The sequence below is a fragment of the Nocardia jiangsuensis genome (assembly GCF_042650385.1).
GTDB classification, from domain to species: Bacteria; Actinomycetota; Actinomycetes; order Mycobacteriales; family Mycobacteriaceae; genus Nocardia; species Nocardia jiangsuensis.
In genome coordinates this window covers 316,805-339,893 of the sequence record NZ_JBHSAX010000019.1, presented here as the reverse complement: position 1 = coordinate 339,893, position 23,089 = coordinate 316,805, and the positions used below count along the sequence as shown (strand labels likewise).

Here is a 23,089-nt window from a genome sequence, read left to right as displayed (position 1 = left end):
CCGCCCCGATCGCGGCGCGGCCTCTCCCCCCATGATCCACGGCACGGCCGGGTCCGGCGCCTCGTACCCTGACACCGTGCTGAACCGCGATACCTTCGACCTCGGCGACGTCACGCTGCACGCGCTGACCTGGGGCACGCCCGGCGCGCCGCTGGCGCTGTGCCTGCACGGCTACCCCGACACCGCCTGGACCTGGCGACATCTCGGCCCGGAGCTGGCCGGGCGCGGGTTCCACGTGGTGGCGCCGTTCAGCCGCGGCTACGCCCCCTCCGGCATCCCCGCCGACGGCGATCTCTCCACCGGCGCCAGGGTGGCCGACGCGCTCGGCATCGCGGCCCGGGTCGGCGCGCCGGAGGCGGTGGTGATCGGCCACGACTGGGGCGGCTTCACCGCGACCGCGCTCGCGGCGCTGGACGGCACCCCGTTCCGCGCGGTCGTGAGCCTGGCCGTGCCGCCGATCGCGAGCATGACTCCGAGCCGGGACAACCTGCTCCCGCACCTGGCGCAGACCCTCGCGCAGTCGGTCGACAGCTGGTACATCCTCGCCAACCAGCTCCCGGTGCTGCCCGAGCGCGCTTTCGCCCGGCTGACGCCATTCCTCTGGCGCACCTGGTCGCCCGGGTACGACGCCACCGAGGATCTGGCGCATCTCGCCGCCGCCACCCCGACCCGCGCGCACCGCACCGCCGCCACCGACTACTACCGCTTCCTGCTGCGCCGCCGCGCCCGCAGCCCGCGCAACCGCGAGCTGGACCGGCTGCTCCTCGCCGAGCCGACGCACCCGCTGCTGACCCTGCACGGCAGCACCGACGGCTGCCTGCGCCCCGGCCTCTTCCGCGGCCTGGAGCGGCGGCTACCGGCCGGGAGCCGGGTCGTCGAGGTCGAGGGCGCAGGCCACTTCCTGCACCTGGAGCAGCCCGCCCTGGTGCACCGGTTGATCATCGAGCACCTGACGGCCGGCTGAGCTCACGGCACGAGCGCGCGCAGGATCAGCGCGGTGGCGTGCTCGGCGAGCTCGCCGGTGCTCAGCTCGAGCGTGCCGTCCAGCCACGCCTCCACCAGCTGGCTCAGCCCGCCCGCGACGAAGAGCGCGGCGCGGGCCAGCCACGGCGGGTCCGGCGCGATCCCGAGCTGGGCGGGGGCGTACTCGACCACGATCGCGGCCATGGTGGCGAGCAGGGCGCGGCGGCGCTCCAGCAGCAGCGGGCTGAGTTCGCCCGCCGCGATGTGGTGCACGTGCGGGTCGGTCGCGATCACCTCGAGCAGCGCGTGCAGCGCCGCCCGCAGCCGCTGCTCGGGGCCGCCCCGGCTGGTCAGCCCGACCTGGATCAGCGTGCCGAGCAGCAGGTCGCGCACCTCGTCGGCGATCGCGACCAGCAGCTCCTCGCGGCTCGCGAAGTGCTCGTAGAAGTAGCGGTCGGTGAGCCCGGCGGCCTTGCACACCCCGCGCACGGTGACCGCCGCGTGCCCGGACTCGCCCCAGATCCGGCGCCCCTCGCGCAGCAGCGCGCCGCGCCGGTCCGACCGCCGCTTGGCGGCGCTCACCCCGGCGTAGCTGCGCTCGACTTTCGGCCTCACCATTTGACCCTCATCGTAGGCGACCCTAGATTGGACGACGCCCGTCCTCAGATGGGCGGGTGCGAGGAGGGCCGGAAGTGCGCGACACCGAAATGCAGCGGTGGGCACACCGTTTCGAGATCCTGCGTTCAGAGCTGCGCACCGGGGCGGGGACCGGCTCGGCCGAGCAGCTGCTCGCCACCCAGCTCGCGGCGTTCCGCGAGTTCATCGACACTCCGCCCTGGGCGCCGCTGCCGCACCTTCCCCCGCCGATGACCGACCGCGCGGCCGCCGCGGGCGCCGAGCACCTGCTGCTGGCCTGCCACTACCTGCTCGCGCTCCCCGCCGTGGTGGCCGCGGCCGCCGACGCTCCCGCCGCGCGCACCGCGCTGGCCGAGCTGCTCGACCGGCTCGGCGAGCTGGCCGCGGACTGGGCCCGGGACGGAGTCGACGAGGAGCGGGCATGCGCCCTGGCCGAGCACAATCACGAACTGCATCACGCGGTGCGGCCAGCCTGACTCCGCGGCGGCCGCGCTCAGAGGGTGCCGATACCGGCCCGGACGTACCGCTCGAGAATCGCCGGATCCAGCTGGTCGGGGGCGGTGAGCAGCGCGGCGCGGATGCGCTCCGGGATCGCGGGCCGGGCGCGCCCGGCGAACGCGTCGACCACCCGCGCCCAGCCCGGCATCCCGAACCAATTCCCGCTCACCGCACCGAAACACGATTTCACCGCGATGAACCACGCCATGTCGTGCTCGTCCGGTGCGGTCAGGGTGGCGTAGTAGCCGACCGCTTTCGCGCAGTCGGCGGCCCACTCCGGGTAGTGCTCGCCGAGCAGGTCGGCGACGGTCCGGCTGCCCGCCGCCACCCGCTCCGGGTCGGCGAGGGTGCTCGAAAGCCGCTGCCACGCGTCGGGGCTGCGGTCGGCGGCGACGAGGAAGCCGCGCATGATCCGGAAGGCGGCCACGTTGGCGGCGAACATCTCGCCGTCGCTGATCCGGTTCAGCCCGTCGCGCGCGTGCGCATCCTCGACCAGGGTGGTGCGCCAGGCGCCGAGCACCATCGAGTAGGCGGCGACCGGGAGCTGGTCGGCGCCGATCCGCTCGGCGTGCCGCGATGCGTAGTACGCGCGGCCCTGCTCGAGGGTCCAGGTCGCCATGTCCAGGGGGCTGTTCACCGGGCGGTAGATATCGCCGTACTCGCTGCTGCGCTCGATGGCGACGAAGCCGTCGGCGGCCAGCCGCGACAGCCGGTCGCGCAGCGTGCCGACCACCCCGCTGTCGATCTCGGCCTCGTCCAGCTCCCACATGCCCGGGTAGGTCATCCGGGCGATCCGCCGGGCCTGCACCCCGTGCGGGAAGCGGTCGACCACGTCCACGAGCTGCCGGTATTCGACCGGCAACGCCGCGTAGACGGCGAACTCGGCTTCGCTGCGCATGCGGTCTCCTCCCGACGATCACCGACGGCCCTCGTGCCGGGGGCCGCGCGGCGCCGGGCGGCCTGCGGTGGTCAACTACGCTCCTGCCCGGCGGCTTTCACCTCGATGCGCAGCCCCACCAGCAAGAACGCTACAACCAGGCACCGGGTCTCGCATCCGCACGCGACGCGAGCCGGGCTCGGCGCCGGTCAGACGCGGTCGGAGCCGTCCGGTTCCCAGTTGGGCATCCAGTCCGGATCGAGCACCGCCATCCGCTCGGCGCCCGCCTCGGCCATCAGCGCCGCGCGGTGCATGCCGTCGACCCACTGCGCGCCGTTCGCGGCGATCTCGATGGGCCGGGCGAACAGCTCACTCCAGGCGAACAATTCATTGCCGCGCAGCCCGAGCCGCCGTCCGTGCTCGCGCCACTCCCGGTGCGTCCACCCCTTGGGCCGCGCGCTCACCGCCTCCGCGCTGGCCTCGGCGACGACCCGCCAGTCGATGGCGGCGCCGCCCCGGCGGGCGATGTTGTCCGCGGCGACCCGCGCGGGCAGCGGCGGCACGTCGGCGACCTTCCACACCACGAAATCCATCGTGTCCTCGCCTCTGCTCACCTGCCATCGCCCCCGGATGATCCGACGCCCGCCATTGCCGGAAACCACCGTATCGAGGAGTCCCCCGGATACCGAATCACCGGTACGCAGAGCGCCGGATCCCGGCCGGTTCCGCGTGCGCACCGCGATCAGCGCGGCGGCCACGACGGCGCAGCCGCCGAGCAGGGTCGCCGGTCCGACGCGCTCGTGCAGCAGCAGCGCGGCCCAGCCGATGGTCAGCACCGGCTGGGGGCGGGTGCCGCACTGCCGCGATCCCGGTGAGCGTGAGCATCGTCGTCTGCGCGATCGGCTACACCGGGGACGGTCTGCTCGCCCGCGAACTCGGCGCCTGACGGACCATCTCCCTGGCACTGGTCCTGGCGGCGCCGGTCACTGCGGCTCAGCTGCTCCGGCCCGCGGCCGGGCGATATCCCGGCCGCCGCCCGGGTGATCGGTCAGGCCCTGGCCTGCTCGTGACGTCCGGCGAAGCCGAGCAGGTGCGGGATCACCTCGTCCGGGTTCGCCCAGAGCAGGTCGTGGCCGATGCCGGGGTAGATCCTGGTCTCGACCATCGGGATGTGCGCGCGGGCGCGGGCCGCGGCGGCCACGGGGTCGTTGACCACCGTTTCCGCGCCGAAGAGCACCAGGGCGGGCGCGGTGATCGCGGCGAGCTGCTCGTCGGTGAACGGGCGGTCCCACGGTAGGGCCATCCGGTACTTCGTCGCCGCGACGGCCACCGCCAGTTCGTCGTCGTCCATCACGAAACGGGGCATGCCCCAGCTGTTGAACTTGCGCATCCGCTCCGGGGTCGGGCGCGCCCCGGCGACAAGCATCTTGGCCAGCAGGCTCAACCGCGGTCGGACGAAGGTCGCGGCGCTGGGTTCGATCAGGGTGAGCGTCGCGAGCCGGTCCGGGTGGTGTACGGCGACCGCGCCGGCCAGCCAGGCGCCGAGCGAGTTGCCCACCAGGTGCACCCGGCGCTCCCCGAGCCCGTCGAGCAGCTCGGTGCACCAGGTGGCGACGTCGGCGGCGTCGCGGACGGGCGCGGTCTGCACGCAACGGCCCGCCCAGCCGATGACGTCCGGGGTGTAGACCGTGCGCTCCCCGGCCAGCTCGGCCATGAACCGCCACCAGACATTGCCGTTGCCGCCGATGCCGGGGAGCAGCACGATCGGCGCCCCGGAGCCCTCCCCCGACCGGCGCACCCGGGTGGTTCCGAACGAGGTCGCGACATCGTGCTCGGTCGAGGGCACCGGCCACTTCGCCGCCACACTGTCGTAGGCGCGGAAGAACTCGTCCCGCGCGGTATCACTGGTGAATCGGCCGATCTTCGGCATGGGTACCCTCCCGTTCCCGTGGTTACGGTACGAGCATATCAACTGCTTTGATATCTAGATACCGTCAAGCTGTCCGGCGACGGTTCGCAGGCCGTCCCGGATGAGCCGTCCGTACTCGTCGTCGCCGAGCGTGCCGATCGCGTCCCAGAGCTGCCGCAGCTCGAGCCGCACTGCCTGCGATTCGCCTGCGTGGCCGCGCCGCAGACCCAGCGCAGCGCCCCACTCGGCGGGCCCGTACCGACAGCGGCGCAACCACAGCGCGCCGGCCGCGTGCCGATGCCGACGGCCGGGATTTCCGCTGCGGGCCGACGGTTGATCCTGAGCGGGGTGGCGGCCGAGATCGAGCCGCGCTAGCGGGTGATCCAGGTGTCGATCATCGCGGCGAGCACCTCGGCCGCGGCGGCGGTGTCGTAGCCGGGGTCGCGCAGCCGTTCGGCCACGATGGCGTCGATGGCGCCGCCGATGGCGAGCGCCGCCGTCCGGGAGTCGATTCCGGCGCCGCCGCGGGCGCGGACGGCACCGTCGAGCAGCCCGGCCAGCGGGCGCCAGCGGGCTTCGGGGGCGCGCTCGGCGGCGGTGCCGGTCACGGCCTCGATCAGCATCCTGGTGTGCCGGGGCCGCGCGCGCAGGTGCCCGATCATGGCGCGGGCGTATGCCGCCGGTTTCCCGGCGTCGCCGGCGGCGTCGACCGCGGCGCCGACGGTCTCGACGAGCGCGGCGAGCACGTGCTCGTAGGCGGCCAGGATCACCGCGTCCTTGGACGAGAAGTGGTACAGCACAGCCGCTTTGGTGATCCCGGCGCCGTCGGCGATGCGGCTCAGCGAGGTGCCGGCGTACCCGTGCTCGGCCACCTGCTCGATGGCGACCTCGATCAGCTGGGCGCGCCGCGCCCGTTCGGTGAGCGTCGGCGGTCTGCCCTCTCGACCGTTGGCCATCCGCCGATTCTACCGTACGGTGGAATTACTTACCGATCGGTTAGGAGACGACCGTTGACCGACTCCGAGAAGCGTTCGCGCCGGTGGCGCCGGACCCGCACGACCGTCGTCGTCGCCGCCCTCACGGCGGCGGGCATCGCCCTGCTGGTGCGTACCCCAGCCCCGATCGGGCACTGGGACGACGCCGCCGGTCAGGACCGGTTCCGCGCCGCCTACGACACCGCTTTCGCCGCGCTTCCCGCACCGGCGCGCACCCTCGACATCCGCACCGGCCACGGCCTGGTCCGGGTCTACCGCTTCGCCGGTGAGCGCCCGGCTGCCCGCCCGTTCCTGCTGCTGCCCGGCCGCGCCTCGGCCACCCCGGTCTGGGCCGCCAACCTGCCCGGGCTGCTCGAACTCGGCGACGTCTACACCGTCGACCTGCTCGGCGAGCCGGGCCTGAGCATCCAGGAGCGCCCGATCAGCGGCGACGCCGACCACGCCGCCTGGCTGCACCAGACCCTCGCGGCGCTCCCCGAGGACGCAGTCCACCTGGTCGGGCTCTCCATCGGCGGCTGGACCGCGGTCAACCTCGCCCTGCACGACCCGGCGCACATCGCCACGCTCACCCTGATCGACCCGGTGCACGTCTTCGACGACCTGCCGCTCGGCACGATCGTCCGCTCGCTGCCCGCCGCACTGCCCTGGCTGCCGAAATCCTGGCGCGACGGCTTCAACTCGTACACCGCGGGCGGCGCCCCCGTCGAGGACGAGCCGGTCGCCGCCATGATCGAGGCCGGAATGCGGCACTACCGCCTCGAGCTCCCCGCCCCGACCCGGATCACCGAGGACCGGCTGGCCGGGCTGCGCCCGCCGGTGCTGGCGATCATCGCGGGCCGCTCGGTCATGCACGACCCCGCCACGGCCGTCGCGACCGCCGAGCGCGCGCTACCGGGCGGCACCGTGCGCGTCTACCCGGATGCCTCGCACGCGCTCAACGGCGAGTACCCGGACCGGATAGCCGCCGATATCGCCGAATTCACCGGCGCGAGGAGGTGATTCAGCGGGCCCAGCTCGGCACGACGAAGATCCCCTCGGCCTCGACGGTGACGCCGTCGGCGTCGCCGAGGGTCGCGGTGACGAAGGTCTTCAGCCCCTCGGTGCGCTCGGCCCTGGCGCGGGCGCACAGCGGCCCGAGCGGGGTGCCGCGGCGGTAGCGCAGGGTGAGGGTGCCGGTGGAGGTGGCGCGCACCCCGTCGGAGGCGGCCACGCCGGCGATGTGGTCGAGGACCAGGGCGCAGACGCCGCCGTGCACGTGGCCGGGCGGCCCCTCGTAGGCGGCGCCGAGCACGACGTCGCAGCGGTAGCCGCCGCCGGGGTCCGGCTCGATCTCCAGCGGCGGCGCGATGGCGTTGCGCAGCCCGATCGCGGCGTTGCCCCAGGGCATGGAGTCGCCACTGCTGTTGTAGCTGATGCCGAAGCTGCCGGGGAGCTGGTCGCGGCGCAGCCGCGCGGTGACCGCGCGGATCGCGGCCTCGGCCGCGCGGATCTCCGGCTCGGCGGCGGTGCTGCGGATGGTGGCGTCGACGAGCTCGCGCACGGCGTCGGCGAGCGGGCCGTACACGGCGGCCCGCCGGTCGATCTCGGCGCTCTCGACATCCTCGAAGGTGAACACGTCAGTACTTGAGCGCGCCGCCGTCGACCGGGATCTGCAGCCCGGTGAGCGGCCCGGACCCGGGGCCTGCCAGCCAGCCGACCACCTCGGCGACGTCCTCGGCGGGCATGAACCCGCTCTGCCCGTCCGAGGCCAGCTTCAGCGGCACCGGTGGGAAGCTGTGCAGGAACGACGGGTGCTTGCCGAAGAGCTCCAGCATGGCGTCGGGCTGGATCATCGGGGTGTCCACCGAGTACGGGTGGATGGAGTTGACCCGGATGCCGTACTCCCCCGCCTCCAGCGCGAGCGTGTTGGTCAGCGCGACCAGCCCGTGCTTCGCGGCGGCGTAGTGGCCGTTGCCCGGAGTCGCCTTGAGCCCGGCCGACGAGCTCACGATGATGATCGAGCCGCCGTTTCCCGCCTCGATCATGGCGGGCACCGCGGCCCGCACGGTCCGCCAGGTGCCGGAGAGGTTGACCTCGACGACGCGGTCCCAGTGCTCCTCGCTCAGCTCCCACAGCCGGCCCCAGCTCAGGATGCCCGCATTGGCGACCAGCACGTCGAGCCGCCCGAAGAGCGCGACCCCGTCGGCGACCAGCTGCTGCTGCGCGGCCAGGTCCCTGATGTCGACGACCCGGCTCAGCACCTTGCGCCCGGTCGCCTCGACCAGCCGCGCGGTCTCGGCCAGGTCGTCGGCGGTGGGGGCGGGGTAGGTGACGGTGGGCGAGATCGGCGCGCACACGTCGGCGATGATCAGGTCGGCGCCCAGCTCGGCGAGGCGAACGGCGTGCGCGCGGCCCTGCCCGCGCGCGGCGCCCGTCACCAGCGCGGCTCTGCCCAGTAGCGGCTCGGTCGGATCACCCATCGCAGGACCTCGATCATCGTCTCGGGCGAGCGGCCGGAGCCACCGCGGTACGACCCTGAAATTAGACGGATGTCCATTCGGCAGTCAAGACAACTGCCCCGGGTCAGTCGACCGCGACTGTCCGCGGCGACCGCACCATCGCCGCCCCGACCACCAGCACCAGCGACAACACCCCCGCCACCAGGAACGCGGTGTGCACCCCGTCGGCGGTAGCCGCCACCACCTCGGAGCCCTCGCGCAGCGCCGACTCGGTCCCCCGCGTCATCATCGTGATGAACAGCGCGGTGCCCGCGGCCCCCGCCACCTGCTGCACCGTGCTCACCGTCGCACTGCCGTGCGAGTACAGCTCCGGCGGGAGGGCGCCGAGCGCCGAGGTCATGAGCGGGGTGAGCCCGCAGCTGATCCCGGCGCTGACGATCACGTGCGCGGTGATCACCAGCCCGATCGAGGAGTGCTCGTCCAGCGTCGCCAGCACCCAGACGCCCGCGCTCAGCGCGATGGTGCCGGGCAGCACCAGCGGCCGCGCCCCCCACCGGTCGAAGAGCGCGCCGACGAACGGCGCGAGCAACCCCATCACCAGCCCGCCCGGCAGCAGGACCAGCCCGGTGGTGAGCACGTCCTTGCCGAGCACGTTCTGCAGGTAGATGGGCAGCACGATGAGCGCGCCGAACAGCGTCAGCATGAGGCTGCCCATGAGCGCCACCGCCAGCCGGAACGGCCCGACCGCGAAGGTGCGCAGGTCGAGCAGCGCCCGCCCGCGCCCGACCAGCTTCAGCTGCCGCACCACGAACAGCACCAGCGCCACCGCGCCGACGCTCAGCGGGACGAACGGCGGCACCGGCGCGTGCCCGGAGGCCGACTCGCCGATGCTGCTGAGCCCGTACACCAGCCCGCCGAAGCCGAGCGCCGCCAGCGGCACCGAGACGTAGTCCAGGTGCGCCTTGCGCGGCTCGGTCACATTGCGCACGAAGACCCCGCCGAGCACCAGCACCGCGACCGCGATCGGCAGCACGATCCAGAACATGGCGCGCCAGCTCAGCGACTGCAGGATCAGCCCGGAGACGGTCGGCCCGACGGCGGGCGCCACCGAGATCACGATCGAGACCAGCCCCATGGTCCGCCCGCGCGACTCCGCAGGCACCACGTTCAGGATCGTGGTCATGAGCAACGGGATCATCAGCGCGGTGCCGACCGCCTGCACCACCCTGGCCACCACGAGCACCTCGAACCCCGGCGCCAGCGCGGCGATCAGCGTGCCGAGGGTGAACAGCGACATCGCGGCGATGTAGATCGCGCGCATCGAGAAGCGCTGCAGCACGAAGCCGGTGGTCGGGATGACGATCGCCATGGTGAGCAGGAACCCGCTGGTCAGCCACTGCGCGGTGGCCGCGGTGATGCCGAGGTCGACCATCAGGGTCGGCAGCGCGACGCTCAGGATGGTCTCGTTGAGGATCACCACGAAGGCCGCGATCAGCAGCAGCCCGATCAGCAGGATGGTGCCGGGCGGGCGCGCGGCCGCGCCGGTGGTGCCGTCGCCCGCGGCCACCTCGGTCTCTGTCACGTGCCTCATCCGATCGTCGTGCCGCCGGTACCGGGGCAGACTATCGAATGGTGTCAGTGACTGCCATATTGGCACCGGATGCCGGTGCGTATTCTGGCCCGGTGAACTCTTCGGCCGCGCCCGATCTGCGCGCACGCAGGCGGAACGCGACCAGGATCGAGATCCGCGCGGCCGCGCTCACGCTCTTCGAGCACCAGGGCGCCGAGCGCACCACCGTGGAGGAGATCGCGGCGGCCGCAGGCATCTCCCAGCGCACCTTCTTCCGCTACTTCCCCACCAAGGAGGAGTGCGTCCTCTTCGACGTGTACGGCTTCGAGGCCGCGCTCGACCACTGCCTGGCGACCGCCGACCCCGCGACGCTCACCCTCGCCGACGTGGAGGCGGCCTTCGCCGCCGTGATCGCCAGCATCGGAGCCGACGAGCAGAGCGAGGTCGCCGCCACCACCAGGCGCATCCGGAGACTCGTCGCCACCGACGCCTCGCTCAGCCGGGCCGCCGTGGCCAGGCACGCGGACTGCACCCAGCGCTCGCTGGCTCCGATCGACGGCCGCTGCTCCCCCACCGACCGCGCCCGGCTGCGGATGATCCTGCAGGTCGCGCAGATCGCCCTGCACCTCGCCTTCGAGGAGTGGGTCGAGGCGGACGCGGGCGCCGGGCTCGCCGCGATCCACGACACCGTCTGCGCCCGCCTCCGCGCCCTCTGAACGCCGGGTCGACCACCCCGCCGAGCGCACCCCGCCGCTCGAGCGGGCCGGGAGCTGCCCTCGCTAGTGGAACCGGCCCCGATCGTGGTACCGATCCAGCGCCGCCCGCAGGTCGGTGATGGTGTCCGCGCTCAACCCCCCGCCCGTGGCGACCGGGTAACCGGACGGCGCGGCGGTGCGCGCCCTCGCCTCGGCCTCGCCGAGCAGCCGATCGGCCTCCAGGCTGGCGCGCCGTAAACGGTGCCGCTCGTGCGCGGTGAGGGTGCTGCGCCTGCACCGGGCATCGAGCTCGGCGTGCTGTTCGCGCAGGTCGGCGAGGCTGCTCGGGTCGGGCACCGTGGGGAGCCCCTCGATGGCCTCGACGAGATCGGTATAGCGCTGTTCGAGGGTGGCCATCGTTCTCCCGGGTCGTTCCGTCCCCCAGTCCGTACAGCGTAGGACAATCCTGCTGCCCGGAACCAGCTTTCAGCTCACCGAACCGCGCGCTGCCCGGCAGTCACCGCGCCGACCGGCGAAGAGGCCGCGGATTGCGGCCCGGGCAGGGTGATCGGCAGCGGCGCCGAGGTGGGCGGCAGGTGGGTGTCGACGTGCGCGAGCAGGTCGTGCACGGCGAACGGCTTGGGCAGGTAGCCGTGCGCGCCCGCCGCCATGGCCGCCGCGATCACCGGCTCCTCGCGGCTCGCGGAGACGATCACGATCGGCGTCGCGCAGACCGCGCGCAGCGCCCGGCACACCGCGACCCCGTGCAGATCGGTCAGCATGAGGTCGAGCAGGATCAGCCCCGGCCGGTGCCGCTGCGCGTAGGCGGCGGCCTGTGCGCCCGCCGCGAGGTGGTCGACGATCAGGCTCTGGCCGGCGAGCACGATGGAGATCATCTCCGCGGTCGCCGGATCGTCCTCGACGAGCAGCACCCGCGCCGGGCTCGCCCAGTAGTCCCGCAGGCACACCGGGCGCGCCCGCCCCGGCGGCGCCGTCGTCGGCCTAGGTTTCTGACCCATCGCGAACTCCCCGGGGACCCCGATACGGCGAGCTTCGCCGTGATCACGAACTGTGGGGTTCGACCGTAGGCCGCGGGGTCCGGGGCGGCAATACGGCGGCGGGGTCGGGCGCCGGATGGGAATGATCGAAATCAGCACGCGGCCAAGCTGTTACCCGACCGTCGCCTGCTCGCGGTGGCCGAGACCGGACCGAGATCCGCCCCGGGGGAAACCGCTGGTCGCCGCAGCTCCGCGGCTGTCCCGCGGATCGGCGGAGCACCGACGCCGAACGCGGCGCCCGAACCGCGCCGAACCCGCGTATCGCGCACCGAACTCCGTCGCATACCGTCTGCCGCCCTCCCTGCTTCTCTCGGCGCGACGCTGCCCGGAAGCTGGCAAGATTGTTTGATGCGCATAGCGCAATGTGTACATGTTTTGCGGCGAATCGGAGACTGCCGAGGCCCGGAGGCCTCGGCAGCTCGGTATCCGAGATGATGCGACCCGTACCGGCGGCACGAGCCCCATCGGCGGCCATGCTACAGCCGACCCCGCCACGCGCAATGCCCCATCCCCCGAAACCGTTGGGCCGCACCCACGTCCGCCCTCGAACGGGCAGTCAGGAACCGCCGCCGCCCGAATCGCCACCGGCATCCGACCAGTCGCCGTCGCCCGCCGACCACTCCCCCGTGTCCGACGCGTCCTTCGAGCGTCCCGCGACGTAGGCGATGAACCCGATGAGCAGCACGACGGCGAGAAGGATCGCTGTGATCAGAAGGAGAAAACCCGCCGTCGTCATGCGCCGATCATACGGTCGCGGACACTCCCCGGCTCAGGCACTTTCGCGGGCGGCGGCGCGCCCCGCCTCGCGCCCGGAGAACAGGCAGCCGCCGAGGAAGGTGCCCTCCAGCGCGCGGTACCCGTGCACTCCCCCGCCGCCGAACCCGGCCGCCTCGCCCGCCGCGTACAGCCCGGGGATCGGGGCGCCCGCGGCGTCGAGCACCCGCCCGGAGAGGTCGGTCTGCAGCCCGCCGAGGGTCTTCCTGGTGAGAATGTTCATCCGGATGGCGATGAGCGGCCCGGCCGCGGGGTCGAGGAGGCGGTGCGGTTCGGTGGTGCGGGCGAGGCTGTCGCCGATGTAGGCGCGGGAGCGGCGCAGCGCGACGATGCCGGGGTCGGTGCTCGCCGGGTTGCCGATCTCGGCGTCCCGCGCCGCGATCTGCGCCTGGAGGTCGTCGAGGCCGATGAGGTCGGTGCCGGTGAGCCGGTTCATCCCGGCGACCAGCTCGGGGAGCGTATCGGCGACGACGAAGTCCTCGCCCCGGTCGAGGAAGTTCCGCACCGGCGGCGGGGTGTCGTCGAAGGCGCGCATGGCGAGGTAGCCGACGAGGTCCTCGGCGGTGAGCTCGGGGTTCTGCTCGGAGCCCGACAGCACGAACTCCTTGTCGACGATCCGCTTGTTGAGCACGAACCAGGAGTAGTCGTAGCCGGTCGCGGTGATCAGCTCGAGCGTGCCGAGGGTGTCGACGCTGGGGATGCCCGGACTGGGGAAACGCCTGCCGGTGGCGTCGAACCACATCGAGGACGGCGCGGCCAGCACCCGGATGCCGTGCCCGGGCCAGATCGGCGAGGGATTGGTGATGCCCTCGGTGTAGTGCCACATGCGGTCCCGGTTCACCAGCCGCGCGCCGGCCGCCTCGGCGATGCCGAGCATCCGCCCGTCGACGTGTGCGGGCACCCCGGTGCCGAGCCGGGCGGGCGGGGCGCCGAGCCGGGCCGGCCAATTGCGCCGCACCAGTTCGTGATCGGCGCCGATGCCGCCGGAGGTCACGATGACGATCGGGGCGCGCAGCTCGAACTCGCCGACCTCGGTGCGGGAGCTCGGGGTGCCGCGCGCGGCGCCGCTCGGCTCCAGGATGCCGCCGCGGACCCCGGAGATCGCGCCGCCGGTGGTGACCAGCTCGTCGACCCGGTGCCGGAACGCGAAGGTGAGCAGCCGCTCGGGCGCCTGCCGCACCTTGCGCTCGAACGGCTCGACCACCCCCGGCCCGGTGCCGAGGGTGATGTGGAAGCGCGGCACCGAGTTGCCCGGCGTCTGCGGCCCCTCGCCGCGTTCGGCCCAGCCGACGATCGGCACCCAGCGCATGCCCTCCCGGAAGAGCCACGCCTGCTTCTCCTCGGCGGCGAAGTGCAGGTAGGCCTCGGCCCAGCGGGCGGCCCAGTAGTCCTCGCCGAGCGGGTCGCCGACCCCGCGGTCGAAGCCGGCCGTGCGGAACCAGTCCGCGCGCGCCAGCTCGAAGGAGTCCCTGATCCCGGCGACCTTCTGCTCCACCGAACCCACCAGGAAGAGCCCGCCCAGCGACCAGAACGCCTGTCCGCCCAGGCTCGCCTCCGGCTCCTGGTCGAGCAGCAGCACGCGGTGACCGGCGGCCACGAGTTCGCTGGTGGCGACCAGCCCCGCCAGCCCGGCGCCGACGACGATGGCATCGGCGTCGCTGCCCGGCGGCGCGGCCCAGGCCCGGTTCGCGCCGAGCGCGGCGAGGGTGGTGGCGGCCGCCGCGCCGCCGAGCAGGCCGCGGCGGGTGATTCCGCTGTCGCCAGGGTGAGAAGGCATCGTCGCACTGTCCTCGATGGCGGGGATCCGGTTACCGGATGGTAGGGAGCCGGGTCCGCGGGCGACAACCACCCAACTGGTCAACTGACCGAATCGGCACACACCTTGACGCAACCAATAGGTTGCAATACCGTTCATGGCAATCAAATGGTTGCTATGAAGGAGCACGGCATGAGCTTTCCCGATCGCATCGTCCGCACCATCGACCTCACCCAGCCGCCCGCCACCGTCTGGGCGGCGATCACCACCGCCGACGGTCTCGGTGGCTGGTTCGGCGACAGCGCCAGCATCGACCTGCGCCCCGGCGGCACCGCGGAGCTCACCTGGTCGGGCGAGCACACCGAGCGGCTGCGGGTGGAGCGGGTCGAGGAGCCGTCGGTCTTCGGCTTCACCTGGCACATCCACGGCCTGCCGGAGGAGGATCCGCGCCGCACCTACGTCGAGTTCACCCTGGAACCGGCCGGCTCGGGCACTCGGCTCACCGTCGTGGAGACCGGGTTCGCGCAGCTCACCGAGGACGCGCACCGGGTCGCGTTCGACGGCAACACCGACGGCTGGGCCAAGGAACTCGCCGAGCTCGACCGGTACCTCGATGCGGCCTGAGCTCGAGTCCACCGCCGAGCGGGTCTTCACCGCGCTCGCCGATCCGAGCAGGCGCTCGATCCTCGCCACCCTCGCCGCGGACGGCCCCGCCACCGCGACCGACCTCGCCGACCGGCTCCCCATCACCAGGCAGGCGATCGCCAAGCACCTCGCCCTGCTCGCGGAGGCGGGGCTGGTGATCGCCGAGCCCGGCGAGCGCCGCCGCGTCCGCTACCGCCTCGATTCCGCGCCGATGCGGGTGGCCCAGCGGTTCCTCGCCGCGCTGGCGCGGGACTGGGACGGCCCGCTCGCAGCGCTCCGCCATCATCTGGACGGGCAGGAAGGAAACCCCCATGAGCACAGCTGATTTCACCGTCACCCTCACCGTCGACGCCACCCCCGAGCAGGCTTTCGCCGCCATCGGCGACGTGCGCGGCTGGTGGTCGGAGACCATCGAGGGCAGCACCGGGGCGGTCGGCGACAGCTACCGCTTCGAGGTGCCGGGCGTGCACCGCTGCACCATGACCACCACCGAGTCCGTGCCGGGCGAACGCCTGGTCTGGCACGTCACCGACTCGGCCCTGACCTTCGTCGCGGACACCGCGGAGTGGGAGGACACCGACGTGGTCTTCGACCTCACCGAGCGCGGCGGCCGCACCGAGATCCGCTTCACCCACGTCGGCCTGCGCCCCGCGGGCGAGTGCTACGAGGTGTGCACGAACGCGTGGGCAGGCTACCTCACGAACAGCCTGTACAACCTGATCACGACGGGAGCGGGTGACCCGTTCCGGCGCGGGACCACCATCGCGACCGAGGCGGCCGAGCACGGCAACACCGAACTCCTCGGTCTCGGAGGTGGCACGTAGAGCACCCACGCACAACGGAGCTGCGTCCACCGCCGGGGTCGACGAGCACGCGGAGCACTTCCGGGATTCCGCTGTCCCGAGCGGTCCGAAGCCGGCCCGACGGGGTCGCCGGGTAGCGGTTCTCGACCGCGCCGCGCGGTGGCGGTAAGCCCGGCGGCCGGCGACGGTGACCGGGGTGAAGTCGACGTAGCGCCCACCTCGGCGGTGCACCCGGTCACGACCAGATCCGGCGCCACGATCCCCGAACACCGGCCCCCTGCTGGACTTGCGCCTGACGATCCCCTCGCTGCGACGCGAAAACAGCGCTTCCGCAACGGTTTCGGCAGTCCACCGAGCATCCGCGCCGGGCAGGCGGTGATCGCGAGGCTGCTGGTGCGGGCGCAGGCGGCGGGTCAGGCGTAGGTGTAGTCGTCGAGCGGGAAGGTCCGGCTGGTCCACCAGGCCTGCAGGCCGGTGGTCGGGCGCAGCGAGCTGAAGTCGCCGTGGTGGTCGACGTAGTAGCTGCCCGCCGGGGCGCAGTTGCTGATGGCGAGCAGCGAGTTCGCGGCGCGGGCCCGGACGAACTCCAGGAACCGCGCGTTGGCCTCGGGACGCACGGCGACCCGGTCGGCGCCGCGCCGCTCGGCCTCGCGCAGCACCCGGATGATGTGGCCCGCCTGGGTCTCGACCATGACGTGGTAGGAGCCGCCGGACCAGGAGTAGGGGCCGAAGAGCGAGAAGGCGTTCGGCAGCTGCGGCAGGCTGACGCCCTCGTAGGACTGCAGCGGCTCGTGCTCGAAGAACTCGGCCAGGTCGAAGCCGTCGGAGGTGCGCACCGGGGAGATCCGATAGTTGACCGGCAGCCGCAGGAGGGCTGCCCGCCCCGGCCTCGGTGGTCGCGCTCAGCCCCTGGCTCGGCCTGGATCCGACCGGCAAGCTCGCGCACCGCAACGCCGCCACCGAGGCCTACCTGCCGACCGCCGCCTTCTCACGCATCGCCGAGCTGGGCTGCACCAGGGACGGCAGCGTCGACCTCACGCTCTCGCCGGTCTCCGGCGCGCTGGCCGGGCTGCCGCCGACGCTGCTCGCCGCCTGCGACGACGAGTTCCTCCGGCTCGACTCCGAGGTCATGGCCGAGCGGCTGACCGCGGCGGGCGTGCCGTGCGAGCTGCACCTCTGGTACGGCCAGATCCACGCCTTCCCGGTCGTCTTCCCTACCTGCCGGAGAGCCGCGCGCTCACCGCCGAGATCGCGCGCTTCGCCCGCGCGCACATCCGCCCCGCGGCCGCGACCGCCGCGGCCTGAGCCACCCTGCGAAAGGAACCCCCGTGACCATCCCGACCGCGCTCTCGACCGAGACCCGCGACCACCCGGCGGCGCTGCTCGACGAGCTCCGCGAACTGACCGCGACGGCGCCCGCCCGCGCCCGCCTCGCCTGCTGGGACCACGTCCTCGCGGCGAGCGCCGCCGACGACCGCGAGCTGCTCGACGCGCTCTTCGCCGCGGGCACCGCACCGCGGCTGCACGGCGACTACGAGGGCATCGTGGTCGGCAAGCTCTTCGGCATCCCGGGGCTGACGCTGCTCAACCCGGTGGTGGCGATCGAACCCGGCTGGGTCGGCAAGAGCTTCGACGCCGGCACCGGCACCAACCGCCTCGACCGGCTGGCCTACCTCGCGGTGCGGGCGGCGGTCCCCGGCTACCGGGGCTGGGTGCGCACCGGCGCGGTGTACCGCGGCCTCCGCTTCACGCACCGGATCGAGCGGGCGGTGCTCGCCCCGCACAACCAGGTGGTCGCGGTCACCTACACCGACCCGGCGCTCGGCAACCCGGGCAGCCGGGTGGTGCCGATCGAACGGGTCAGGGACGAGATCGTCGAGCTGGTGCCGGGGGTGTACCTGGGCCGGGCGCAGATGCGCTCGACCGGCGGCGAGATCCGCGCGGTCGGCTACTTCGCCCTGCGCGCGCCGCGGCCGGGGGTGCGGCGGTGATCCGGCTGGACGGCGCCACCGCCTGCGTCACCGGCGGGGCCCGTGGCATCGGCCGGGCCACCGCGATCGCGCTCGCCGCGCGCGGCGCCCGGGTGTGGATCGGCGATATCGACGCGGCCGCGGCCGCGGCGACGGCGGCCGAGATCGGCGGGCACGCGGCCCCGCTGGACGTCACCGACCCGGAGAGCTTCGCCGCGTTCCTCGCCGCCGCGGCGGCGAGCGGGCCGGTGCAGATCCTGGTGAACAACGCGGGCATCATGCGGCTCGCCCCCTACCTGGAGCTCGAGCTGGCCGGGCACCACCGCGAAATGGCGATCAACGTCGGCGGGGTGATCAACGGGATGAGCCTGGCGCTGCCCGGCATGGTGGCGCGCGGGCGCGGCCACATCGTCAACGTGGCCTCGATGGCGGCCAAGGTGACCACGCCGGGCGCGGCGGTGTACTGCGCCTCCAAGTTCGCGGTCGCCGCGCTCTCCCGCGCGGTCCGCGCCGAGCTGGACGGCACCGGAGTCAGCGTCACCACCGTCCTGCCCGCGGCGGTGCACACCGAGCTCACCTCGGGGGTGAACCTGGCGCTGCAGCCGACCCTGCAACCCGGCGAGGTGGGCGAGGCGATCGCCGACACCGTCCGGCACCGGCGCGCCGAGGTGGCCGTTCCGCGCTGGCTGGCGCCGCTGGGCACGGTCGAGCAGGGCCTCCCCGAGGCGGCATTACGCCTGGTGAAGCGCCGCTTCGTCGGCCGCGACCCGGGGCAGTACGACGCCGGGCGGCGCCGCGCCTACCTGGACCGCATCGAGGGCTGAGGCGCCCCTTGCCGGGCGCGAGTGGGTGCCGCGCCGCGCCCGCTCACGGCGCGGTTCGGCTCGGCGTAGCGAGGCCGCCGGGCAGGCGGGTGGCGGCGGGGCCGGAGTCGCCGCGCGGTGGGGCGGGTGCCCGACGGTCGCGCAGCGCCGCCTCCAGCTCGGCGCGGTCGTCGAAGCGCCTGGTCGCGGCGGCGTAGCGCTGCACGGTGTCGGCGCCGCGGCCCGCGAGCAGCACGAGGTCGCCGGGGCGGGCGGCGGCGACGGCGTGCCGGATGGCGGCGCCGCGGTCGGCGATCTCGACGGTGGCGGCACCGCTCGCGCCGCCGGTGGCGCCGGCGAGCACCTGGCGGCGCAGTTCGGGCGCGGATTCGTGCTCCGGGCTCTCATCGGTGACCACGACGAGGTCGGCCCGCTGCGCCGCGGTCCGGCCGAGCACCGCGCGCTTGCCCGGATCCCGGTCGCCGGTCGCGCCGATCACCACGATGAGCCTGCCCGCGGTGGCGGTCCTGGCCCAGGAGAGCACCGCGCGCTGACCGTCCTCGTTGTGCGCGTAGTCGACGAAGGCGAGGAAGTCCTGCCCGGCGTCGACCCGCTCGAGCCGTCCGGGCACCACCCCGAGCCCGGCCATGCCCGCCGCGGCGCGCTCGGGGTGGATTCCCGCGCCGGCCAGCACGGCCAGCGCGATCAGGGCATTGCGCACCTGGTGGGTGCCGAGCAGCCGCAGCCGCACCGGGAAGGAGCCGGCCGGGCCGTGCGCGCGGAAGCGGGTTCCGGTCAGCTCGGCGTGGATATCGGTGGCCCGCCAGTCCGCCGCGACCCCCGGCGTCGTGGTGCAGGTGACCGTCGGCAGCAGCGCCCGCCCGGCCAGCCGCAGCCCCCAGGCGTCGTCGACGGCGACCACCGCACGCTCGCTGCGCGCGGGGTCGAAGAGCGCGGCCTTGGCCGCGAAATAGCTCTCCATCGAGCCGTGGTGGTCGAGGTGGTCGCGGGCGAGGCCGGTGAAGGCGACGCAGGCGAAGTGCGTGCCGTCGACGCGGTGCTCGGTGAGCCCGTGCGACGACACCTCGAGCACCGCCGCGCCGGCGCCGTCGGCGACGCAGCGGGCCAGGTGGCCGGCGATGACATCGGCCTCCGGGGTGGTGCGGGTCGCGGGTTCCGAGCGCGCCGGGGTCCGGGCGACGATACCGCCGAGCAGCCCGCGCGGGATTCCGGCCCCGGCCAGCCCGGCGTCGAGCAGGTAGGTGGTCGAGGTCTTGCCGTTGGTGCCGGTCACCCCGAAGACCGGCAGCCGCCGCGAGGGATCGCCGTGCAGCCGGGACGCCAGCGGGCCGAGCGCGGGGCGCGGTGCGCGCACGACCAGGGTGGGCAGCGTGCGCGCCGGCCGATCGCTGACCACCGCCACCGCGCCGCGGCGCCGCGCCTGCTCCTCGAAGTCGAGGCCGTGGTGCCGCTGCCCGGGCAGCGCGAACCACAGCGTGCCCGGCTCGACCGCCCGCGAATCGGCGGCGACGTCGGTGACGAGCTCGGCCCCGGCTCCCGGTGGGAGCGGGCAGCGCAGGTCGCGGGCGATTTCGGCGAGCGTGACGGGCACCAGGCGTTCCTTCCGGCCACGAAAGCCCGGCGGGCCCTCGGAAGTAGTTCGGCACGGGATACCCCGCGGAGGCGCGCTACTCCTCCGGATCGGCGGCTGTGCGCCACCTCTCCAGCACCGACTCCGCCTGGATGAGCTGTTCGCGAGGGATCACGGTCAGGCCGGTGGTCAGGATGCCCATCGCCAGCGCACCGATCTCGGCGAGCAGGCCGCTCATCGCTCGCCCCGCCGCTGCCGCCAGTAGGTGAGGTAGGCGTTGGGGTCGGTGAGGTACCAGATCCGCAGGATGCCGATCGGGGTCGAGCCCTGCGCGGACATCGCGCCGGGCAGCCGGTCGGCGGCGGGCGGGGCGGCGCGCAGCGCCACGGCCCAGCGGGCGGCGACGTCGGCGGGGTCGTGGTAGCGGTCGGTGCGCGCGGCCAGCACCGGCGGCGCGTCGTGCACCCGCATCCAGCGCACCGGCGGCAGCTGCGCGGCGGCGCCGTTGACGTAGTCGCTGAGCGCGCGCTCGCGGGCGCGGGTGAGCGCGGGGCCGGAGCGTCCGGCGGTGGCCGCGTCGACGGCGCGGCGCAGCGCGGCCGGGTCGAGGACGAGCCCGCGTGACGTCACCGCCGGTGCGCGGGCGTCGGGAGCTGCGTGCTGGTCATGGACGGACATCCTTTCGGCGAGCGCGACGAACCCCGGTACGTCGAACATAGGGGCCCGGTCCCGCGCTGTCTGTCGGCGATCCGACCGATTCTCACCGGCAACCGCTGAGTAGCCGACGCCCCATTGCGCACAGTCAATCCAACGGCAAGCTAGGCTAATGGTCATTAGCCCGCACCGGCCGAGGTGCGGGCGGGATTCCGGCGGGAGCGTCATGACGGTGGAGCTGTCGTACTCGGACGAGGTCACCGGCCTCGTCGCCAGCACCGAGGCCTTCGTGCGGGAGGTGGTGCTCCCGATCGAGGACGCCAACGGCGGCGACATCGCCGTCGCGGGCTCCGACGAGATCCGGGTCGAGCTGCAGAGCGAGGCGCGCAGCCGCGGTATCTTCGCCCCGCACGCGCCGGTCGAGTACGGCGGGCTCGGGCTGGACATGAGCGACCGCGCCCCGGTCTTCGAGGCCGCGGGGTACTCGCTCTTCGGGCCGCTCGCGGTGCACATCGCCGCGCCGGACGAGGGCAATGTGCACCTGCTCGCGCACGTCGCGAGCCCGGAGCAGAAGCAGCGGTTCCTGGCGCCGCTCGCGCACGGCGACCAGCGCTCCGCCTTCGCCATGACCGAGCCCGCCCCCGGCGCGGGCTCGGACCCCTCCGCGCTCACCACCCGCGCGGAGAAGGCGCCGGGCGGCTGGAAGATCAACGGCCACAAGTGGTTCATCACCGGCGCGGACGGCGCCGGATTCTTCATCATCATGGCCCGCACCTCCGGCGCGCCCGGCGACCGCGGCGGCGCCACCATGTTCCTCAGCCCGGCCGACGCGCCTGGGCTGCGGGTGGAGCGCCACATCAGCACACTGGACCGCTCGATGATCGGCGGGCACTGCGAGGTCTTCTTCGACGATCTCTTCGTCCCCGACGAGGCCGTGCTCGGCGCGGTCGACGAGGGGTTCGCCTACGCCCAGGTGCGGCTCGGCCCGGCCCGGATGACCCACGTCATGCGCTGGCTCGGCGCCGCGCGGCGCGCGCACGACATCGCCGTCGCGCAGGTGGCGCAGCGCCGCGGCTTCGGCTCGGTGCTCGGCGATCTCGGGATGGTGCAGCAGCTGGTCGCCGACAACGAGATCGATATCGCCGCCACCCGCGCCCTGCTGGTGCGCGCCTGCTGGGAGCTGGACCAGGGTGGCTCCGCCGCGAACGCGACCGCCATCGCCAAGACCTTCGGCGCCGAGGCGATCGGGCGGATCGTGGACCGCTCGGTGCAGATGTGCGGCGGGCTCGGCGTCTCCGACGACCTGCCCCTGGCCCGGCTCTCCCGCGAGGTCCGGCCGTTCCGGGTGTACGACGGGCCGTCCGAGGTGCACCGCTGGGCGCTGGCCAAGCGGGTCGTCGGCGCCGCCAAGCGGGCCGCGCGGGAGCGGGCGCAGTGACCGCGACCGTGCACGAGGGGCTCGATCTGGTCGCGCTGCGGCGGTTCTTCACCGAGCGGGATGTCGCGGTCGACGGCGAGCTGCGGGCCGAGCTGATCTCCGGCGGCAAGTCCAACCTGACCTTCCTGATCACCGACGACCGCACCCGCTGGGTGCTGCGCCGCCCGCCGACCGCCGGGCTCACCCCGTCCGCGCACGACATGGCGCGCGAGTTCCGGGTCTGCGCGGCGCTCCGGGACAGCCAGGTGCCGGTGGCACCGACGGTCGCGCTCTGCACCGACGAACAGGTGATGGGGGCACCGTTCGCGGTGACCGGATTCGTCGGGGGGCAGGTCGTCCGCACCGCCGACGATCTCGCCGCGTTCTCCGACGCCGAGATCACCGCCTGCACCGACGAGCTCGTCCGGGTGCTCGCCGCCCTGCACGCGGTCGATCCGGACGCGGTCGGGCTGGCCGGCTTCGGCCGCCCCGAGGGGTACCTGACCAGGCAGGTCGCGCTGTGGGCGCGGCAGTGGGAGCGGGTCAGGACGCGCGAGCTGCCCGACCTGCACCGCCTGCACGACCGGCTCGCCGCCGCCGTCCCCGCCCGCTCGGCGGTCTCGATCGTGCACGGCGACTACCGCATCGACAACACCATCCTTGCCGCGCCGGGCCGGGTGGCGGCGGTGGTGGACTGGGAGCTCTCCACGCTCGGCGACCCGCTCGCCGACCTGGCCCAGATGTGCACCTACCGCCACTCCGCGCTCGATGCCATCATCGGCGAGACCGCGGCCTGGACCAGCCCGCGGCTGCCCGGCCCCGCCGAGCTCGCGCAGCGCTACGCCGAGCACACCGGCCGCGACCTCGGCGCGTGGGGCTTCTACCTGGGGCTGGCGCACCTCAAGCTCGCGGTGATCGCCGAGGGGATCACGCACCGGCACCGGGCCGGGGCGACCGAGGGCGACGGGTTCGAGCACGCGCACCTGGCGGTCGGGCCGCTGGTCGCGGCGGGGCTGGCGGCGCTCGGGGAGTAGCGG

The 23,089-nt window shown here is 73.8% G+C and carries 27 protein-coding genes and 1 pseudogene; 12 read left to right on the top strand and 16 right to left on the bottom strand.

What is annotated here, in order from left to right:
• Positions 1-76 precede the first annotated feature (76 nt).
• On the top strand, positions 77-964 hold the full coding sequence (locus ACFO0B_RS24615) for an alpha/beta fold hydrolase (protein ID WP_378614933.1): 888 nt from the start codon (positions 77-79) through the stop codon (positions 962-964).
• A gap of 2 nt (positions 965-966) precedes the next feature.
• On the opposite strand, the gene ACFO0B_RS24610 is transcribed toward ACFO0B_RS24615, so the two are convergent.
• A complete protein-coding gene (locus ACFO0B_RS24610) occupies positions 967-1,581 on the bottom strand; it encodes a TetR/AcrR family transcriptional regulator (protein WP_378614932.1) in 615 nt (204 codons plus the stop codon).
• A gap of 74 nt (positions 1,582-1,655) precedes the next feature.
• Here ACFO0B_RS24610 and ACFO0B_RS24605 point away from each other — a divergent pair, with 74 nt between their 5' ends.
• Positions 1,656-2,075 carry a hypothetical protein gene (locus tag ACFO0B_RS24605; RefSeq protein ID WP_378614931.1) on the top strand — a complete coding sequence of 140 codons (420 nt, stop codon included), beginning with the start codon at positions 1,656-1,658 and terminating at the stop codon, positions 2,073-2,075.
• A gap of 17 nt (positions 2,076-2,092) precedes the next feature.
• Here ACFO0B_RS24605 and ACFO0B_RS24600 read toward each other — a convergent pair whose 3' ends face one another.
• From ACFO0B_RS24600 to ACFO0B_RS24585, 4 genes are all read right to left on the bottom strand, one after another.
• Positions 2,093-2,995, bottom strand: coding sequence for a hypothetical protein (locus ACFO0B_RS24600; protein ID WP_378614930.1), 903 nt, complete (start codon positions 2,993-2,995; stop codon positions 2,093-2,095).
• 188 nt (positions 2,996-3,183) lie between these two features.
• A complete protein-coding gene (locus tag ACFO0B_RS24595; RefSeq protein WP_378614929.1) occupies positions 3,184-3,810 on the bottom strand; it encodes a hypothetical protein in 627 nt (208 codons plus the stop codon).
• Between the two features lie 212 nt (positions 3,811-4,022).
• Entirely contained in the window at positions 4,023-4,904 is an 882-nt protein-coding gene (locus ACFO0B_RS24590; RefSeq protein WP_378614928.1) for an alpha/beta fold hydrolase, read from the bottom strand.
• 350 nt (positions 4,905-5,254) lie between these two features.
• Positions 5,255-5,839, bottom strand: a complete 585-nt coding sequence (locus tag ACFO0B_RS24585; RefSeq protein WP_378614927.1) for a TetR/AcrR family transcriptional regulator — start codon at positions 5,837-5,839, stop codon at positions 5,255-5,257.
• Between the two features lie 54 nt (positions 5,840-5,893).
• Between ACFO0B_RS24585 and ACFO0B_RS24580 the strand changes: the two genes are divergently transcribed.
• Entirely contained in the window at positions 5,894-6,877 is a 984-nt protein-coding gene (locus ACFO0B_RS24580) for an alpha/beta fold hydrolase (RefSeq protein ID WP_378614926.1), read from the top strand.
• A 1-nt stretch (position 6,878) separates the two neighbouring features.
• On the opposite strand, the gene ACFO0B_RS24575 is transcribed toward ACFO0B_RS24580, so the two are convergent.
• The 3 genes from ACFO0B_RS24575 to ACFO0B_RS24565 form a co-directional block, all read right to left on the bottom strand.
• Positions 6,879-7,493, bottom strand: coding sequence for a PaaI family thioesterase (locus ACFO0B_RS24575; protein ID WP_378614925.1), 615 nt, complete (start codon positions 7,491-7,493; stop codon positions 6,879-6,881).
• Between the two features lies 1 nt (position 7,494).
• Positions 7,495-8,337 carry a mycofactocin-coupled SDR family oxidoreductase gene (locus ACFO0B_RS24570; protein ID WP_378614924.1) on the bottom strand — a complete coding sequence of 281 codons (843 nt, stop codon included), beginning with the start codon at positions 8,335-8,337 and terminating at the stop codon, positions 7,495-7,497.
• A 103-nt stretch (positions 8,338-8,440) separates the two neighbouring features.
• Positions 8,441-9,907: an MDR family MFS transporter gene (locus tag ACFO0B_RS24565; protein WP_378614923.1), complete on the bottom strand. Its 1,467-nt coding sequence runs from the start codon at positions 9,905-9,907 to the stop codon at positions 8,441-8,443.
• Between the two features lie 92 nt (positions 9,908-9,999).
• On the opposite strand from ACFO0B_RS24565, the gene ACFO0B_RS24560 reads away from it, so the two are divergent.
• Positions 10,000-10,602 (top strand): TetR family transcriptional regulator, encoded by a 603-nt coding sequence (locus ACFO0B_RS24560; protein WP_378614922.1) that lies wholly within the window; start codon positions 10,000-10,002, stop codon positions 10,600-10,602.
• A gap of 63 nt (positions 10,603-10,665) precedes the next feature.
• Here ACFO0B_RS24560 and ACFO0B_RS24555 read toward each other — a convergent pair whose 3' ends face one another.
• The 4 genes from ACFO0B_RS24555 to ACFO0B_RS24540 form a co-directional block, all read right to left on the bottom strand.
• Positions 10,666-10,998: a hypothetical protein gene (locus ACFO0B_RS24555; RefSeq protein WP_378614920.1), complete on the bottom strand. Its 333-nt coding sequence runs from the start codon at positions 10,996-10,998 to the stop codon at positions 10,666-10,668.
• Between the two features lie 74 nt (positions 10,999-11,072).
• Entirely contained in the window at positions 11,073-11,600 is a 528-nt protein-coding gene (locus ACFO0B_RS24550) for a response regulator (protein WP_378614918.1), read from the bottom strand.
• A 595-nt stretch (positions 11,601-12,195) separates the two neighbouring features.
• Positions 12,196-12,375 carry a hypothetical protein gene (locus ACFO0B_RS24545; protein ID WP_378614917.1) on the bottom strand — a complete coding sequence of 60 codons (180 nt, stop codon included), beginning with the start codon at positions 12,373-12,375 and terminating at the stop codon, positions 12,196-12,198.
• 33 nt (positions 12,376-12,408) lie between these two features.
• Positions 12,409-14,190 carry an FAD-binding dehydrogenase gene (locus ACFO0B_RS24540; RefSeq protein ID WP_378614916.1) on the bottom strand — a complete coding sequence of 594 codons (1,782 nt, stop codon included), beginning with the start codon at positions 14,188-14,190 and terminating at the stop codon, positions 12,409-12,411.
• A gap of 171 nt (positions 14,191-14,361) precedes the next feature.
• On the opposite strand from ACFO0B_RS24540, the gene ACFO0B_RS24535 reads away from it, so the two are divergent.
• Genes ACFO0B_RS24535 through ACFO0B_RS24525 form a run of 3 tightly spaced genes read left to right on the top strand, consistent with a single transcriptional unit; the run spans position 14,362 to position 15,638 of the window.
• Entirely contained in the window at positions 14,362-14,793 is a 432-nt protein-coding gene (locus tag ACFO0B_RS24535) for an SRPBCC domain-containing protein (protein WP_378614915.1), read from the top strand.
• Complete coding sequence (locus tag ACFO0B_RS24530; RefSeq protein ID WP_378614914.1) at positions 14,783-15,139, top strand: ArsR/SmtB family transcription factor; 357 nt, start codon at positions 14,783-14,785, stop codon at positions 15,137-15,139. Before ACFO0B_RS24535 ends, ACFO0B_RS24530 begins: the two co-directional genes overlap by 11 nt.
• Entirely contained in the window at positions 15,126-15,638 is a 513-nt protein-coding gene (locus tag ACFO0B_RS24525; protein ID WP_378614913.1) for an SRPBCC family protein, read from the top strand. Before ACFO0B_RS24530 ends, ACFO0B_RS24525 begins: the two co-directional genes overlap by 14 nt.
• Before the next feature lie 392 nt (positions 15,639-16,030).
• Here the strand turns inward: ACFO0B_RS24525 and ACFO0B_RS24520 are convergent, their stop codons facing one another.
• Complete coding sequence (locus tag ACFO0B_RS24520; protein WP_378614912.1) at positions 16,031-16,453, bottom strand: hypothetical protein; 423 nt, start codon at positions 16,451-16,453, stop codon at positions 16,031-16,033.
• 56 nt (positions 16,454-16,509) lie between these two features.
• Between ACFO0B_RS24520 and ACFO0B_RS24515 the strand changes: the two are divergent.
• The 3 genes and pseudogenes from ACFO0B_RS24515 to ACFO0B_RS24505 all read left to right on the top strand — a co-directional run.
• Positions 16,510-16,758, top strand: a pseudogene (locus tag ACFO0B_RS24515) (alpha/beta hydrolase); the annotation flags it as partial.
• A 187-nt stretch (positions 16,759-16,945) separates the two neighbouring features.
• A complete protein-coding gene (locus ACFO0B_RS24510; protein WP_378615322.1) occupies positions 16,946-17,608 on the top strand; it encodes a hypothetical protein in 663 nt (220 codons plus the stop codon).
• Positions 17,605-18,411, top strand: a complete 807-nt coding sequence (locus tag ACFO0B_RS24505; RefSeq protein ID WP_378615300.1) for an SDR family NAD(P)-dependent oxidoreductase — start codon at positions 17,605-17,607, stop codon at positions 18,409-18,411. Before ACFO0B_RS24510 ends, ACFO0B_RS24505 begins: the two co-directional genes overlap by 4 nt.
• A gap of 43 nt (positions 18,412-18,454) precedes the next feature.
• On the opposite strand, the gene ACFO0B_RS24500 is transcribed toward ACFO0B_RS24505, so the two are convergent.
• The 3 genes from ACFO0B_RS24500 to ACFO0B_RS24490 all read right to left on the bottom strand — a co-directional run bounded on the left by ACFO0B_RS24500 (position 18,455) and on the right by ACFO0B_RS24490 (position 20,698).
• Positions 18,455-20,002: a Mur ligase family protein gene (locus tag ACFO0B_RS24500; protein WP_378614911.1), complete on the bottom strand. Its 1,548-nt coding sequence runs from the start codon at positions 20,000-20,002 to the stop codon at positions 18,455-18,457.
• Between the two features lie 76 nt (positions 20,003-20,078).
• A complete protein-coding gene (locus ACFO0B_RS24495) occupies positions 20,079-20,219 on the bottom strand; it encodes a hypothetical protein (RefSeq protein ID WP_378614910.1) in 141 nt (46 codons plus the stop codon).
• Positions 20,216-20,698, bottom strand: a complete 483-nt coding sequence (locus ACFO0B_RS24490) for a hypothetical protein (RefSeq protein WP_378614909.1) — start codon at positions 20,696-20,698, stop codon at positions 20,216-20,218. The genes ACFO0B_RS24495 and ACFO0B_RS24490 overlap by 4 nt, the downstream gene beginning before the upstream one ends.
• A gap of 163 nt (positions 20,699-20,861) precedes the next feature.
• On the opposite strand from ACFO0B_RS24490, the gene ACFO0B_RS24485 reads away from it, so the two are divergent.
• Positions 20,862-22,073, top strand: coding sequence for an acyl-CoA dehydrogenase family protein (locus ACFO0B_RS24485; protein WP_378614908.1), 1,212 nt, complete (start codon positions 20,862-20,864; stop codon positions 22,071-22,073).
• On the top strand, positions 22,070-23,086 hold the full coding sequence (locus ACFO0B_RS24480; RefSeq protein ID WP_378614907.1) for a phosphotransferase family protein: 1,017 nt from the start codon (positions 22,070-22,072) through the stop codon (positions 23,084-23,086). Before ACFO0B_RS24485 ends, ACFO0B_RS24480 begins: the two co-directional genes overlap by 4 nt.
• Positions 23,087-23,089: the final 3 nt, after the last annotated feature.

What these genes read in the sequence shown, in the direction of transcription:
- ACFO0B_RS24525 (WP_378614913.1), top strand. Translation starts at nt 15,126, where the DNA reads ATGAGCACAGCTGATTTCACCGTCACCCTCACCGTCGACGCCACCCCC.
- ACFO0B_RS24555 (WP_378614920.1), bottom strand. Translation starts at nt 10,998, where the DNA reads ATGGCCACCCTCGAACAGCGCTATACCGATCTCGTCGAGGCCATCGAG.
- ACFO0B_RS24550 (WP_378614918.1), bottom strand. Translation starts at nt 11,600, where the DNA reads ATGGGTCAGAAACCTAGGCCGACGACGGCGCCGCCGGGGCGGGCGCGC.
- ACFO0B_RS24495 (WP_378614910.1), bottom strand. Translation starts at nt 20,219, where the DNA reads ATGAGCGGCCTGCTCGCCGAGATCGGTGCGCTGGCGATGGGCATCCTG.
- ACFO0B_RS24490 (WP_378614909.1), bottom strand. Translation starts at nt 20,698, where the DNA reads ATGTTCGACGTACCGGGGTTCGTCGCGCTCGCCGAAAGGATGTCCGTC.
- ACFO0B_RS24485 (WP_378614908.1), top strand. Translation starts at nt 20,862, where the DNA reads ATGACGGTGGAGCTGTCGTACTCGGACGAGGTCACCGGCCTCGTCGCC.
- ACFO0B_RS24585 (WP_378614927.1), bottom strand. Translation starts at nt 5,839, where the DNA reads ATGGCCAACGGTCGAGAGGGCAGACCGCCGACGCTCACCGAACGGGCG.
- ACFO0B_RS24545 (WP_378614917.1), bottom strand. Translation starts at nt 12,375, where the DNA reads ATGACGACGGCGGGTTTTCTCCTTCTGATCACAGCGATCCTTCTCGCC.
- ACFO0B_RS24535 (WP_378614915.1), top strand. Translation starts at nt 14,362, where the DNA reads ATGAGCTTTCCCGATCGCATCGTCCGCACCATCGACCTCACCCAGCCG.
- ACFO0B_RS24565 (WP_378614923.1), bottom strand. Translation starts at nt 9,907, where the DNA reads ATGAGGCACGTGACAGAGACCGAGGTGGCCGCGGGCGACGGCACCACC.
- ACFO0B_RS24570 (WP_378614924.1), bottom strand. Translation starts at nt 8,337, where the DNA reads ATGGGTGATCCGACCGAGCCGCTACTGGGCAGAGCCGCGCTGGTGACG.
- ACFO0B_RS24540 (WP_378614916.1), bottom strand. Translation starts at nt 14,190, where the DNA reads ATGCCTTCTCACCCTGGCGACAGCGGAATCACCCGCCGCGGCCTGCTC.
- ACFO0B_RS24530 (WP_378614914.1), top strand. Translation starts at nt 14,783, where the DNA reads ATGCGGCCTGAGCTCGAGTCCACCGCCGAGCGGGTCTTCACCGCGCTC.
- ACFO0B_RS24600 (WP_378614930.1), bottom strand. Translation starts at nt 2,995, where the DNA reads ATGCGCAGCGAAGCCGAGTTCGCCGTCTACGCGGCGTTGCCGGTCGAA.
- ACFO0B_RS24610 (WP_378614932.1), bottom strand. Translation starts at nt 1,581, where the DNA reads ATGGTGAGGCCGAAAGTCGAGCGCAGCTACGCCGGGGTGAGCGCCGCC.
- ACFO0B_RS24590 (WP_378614928.1), bottom strand. Translation starts at nt 4,904, where the DNA reads ATGCCGAAGATCGGCCGATTCACCAGTGATACCGCGCGGGACGAGTTC.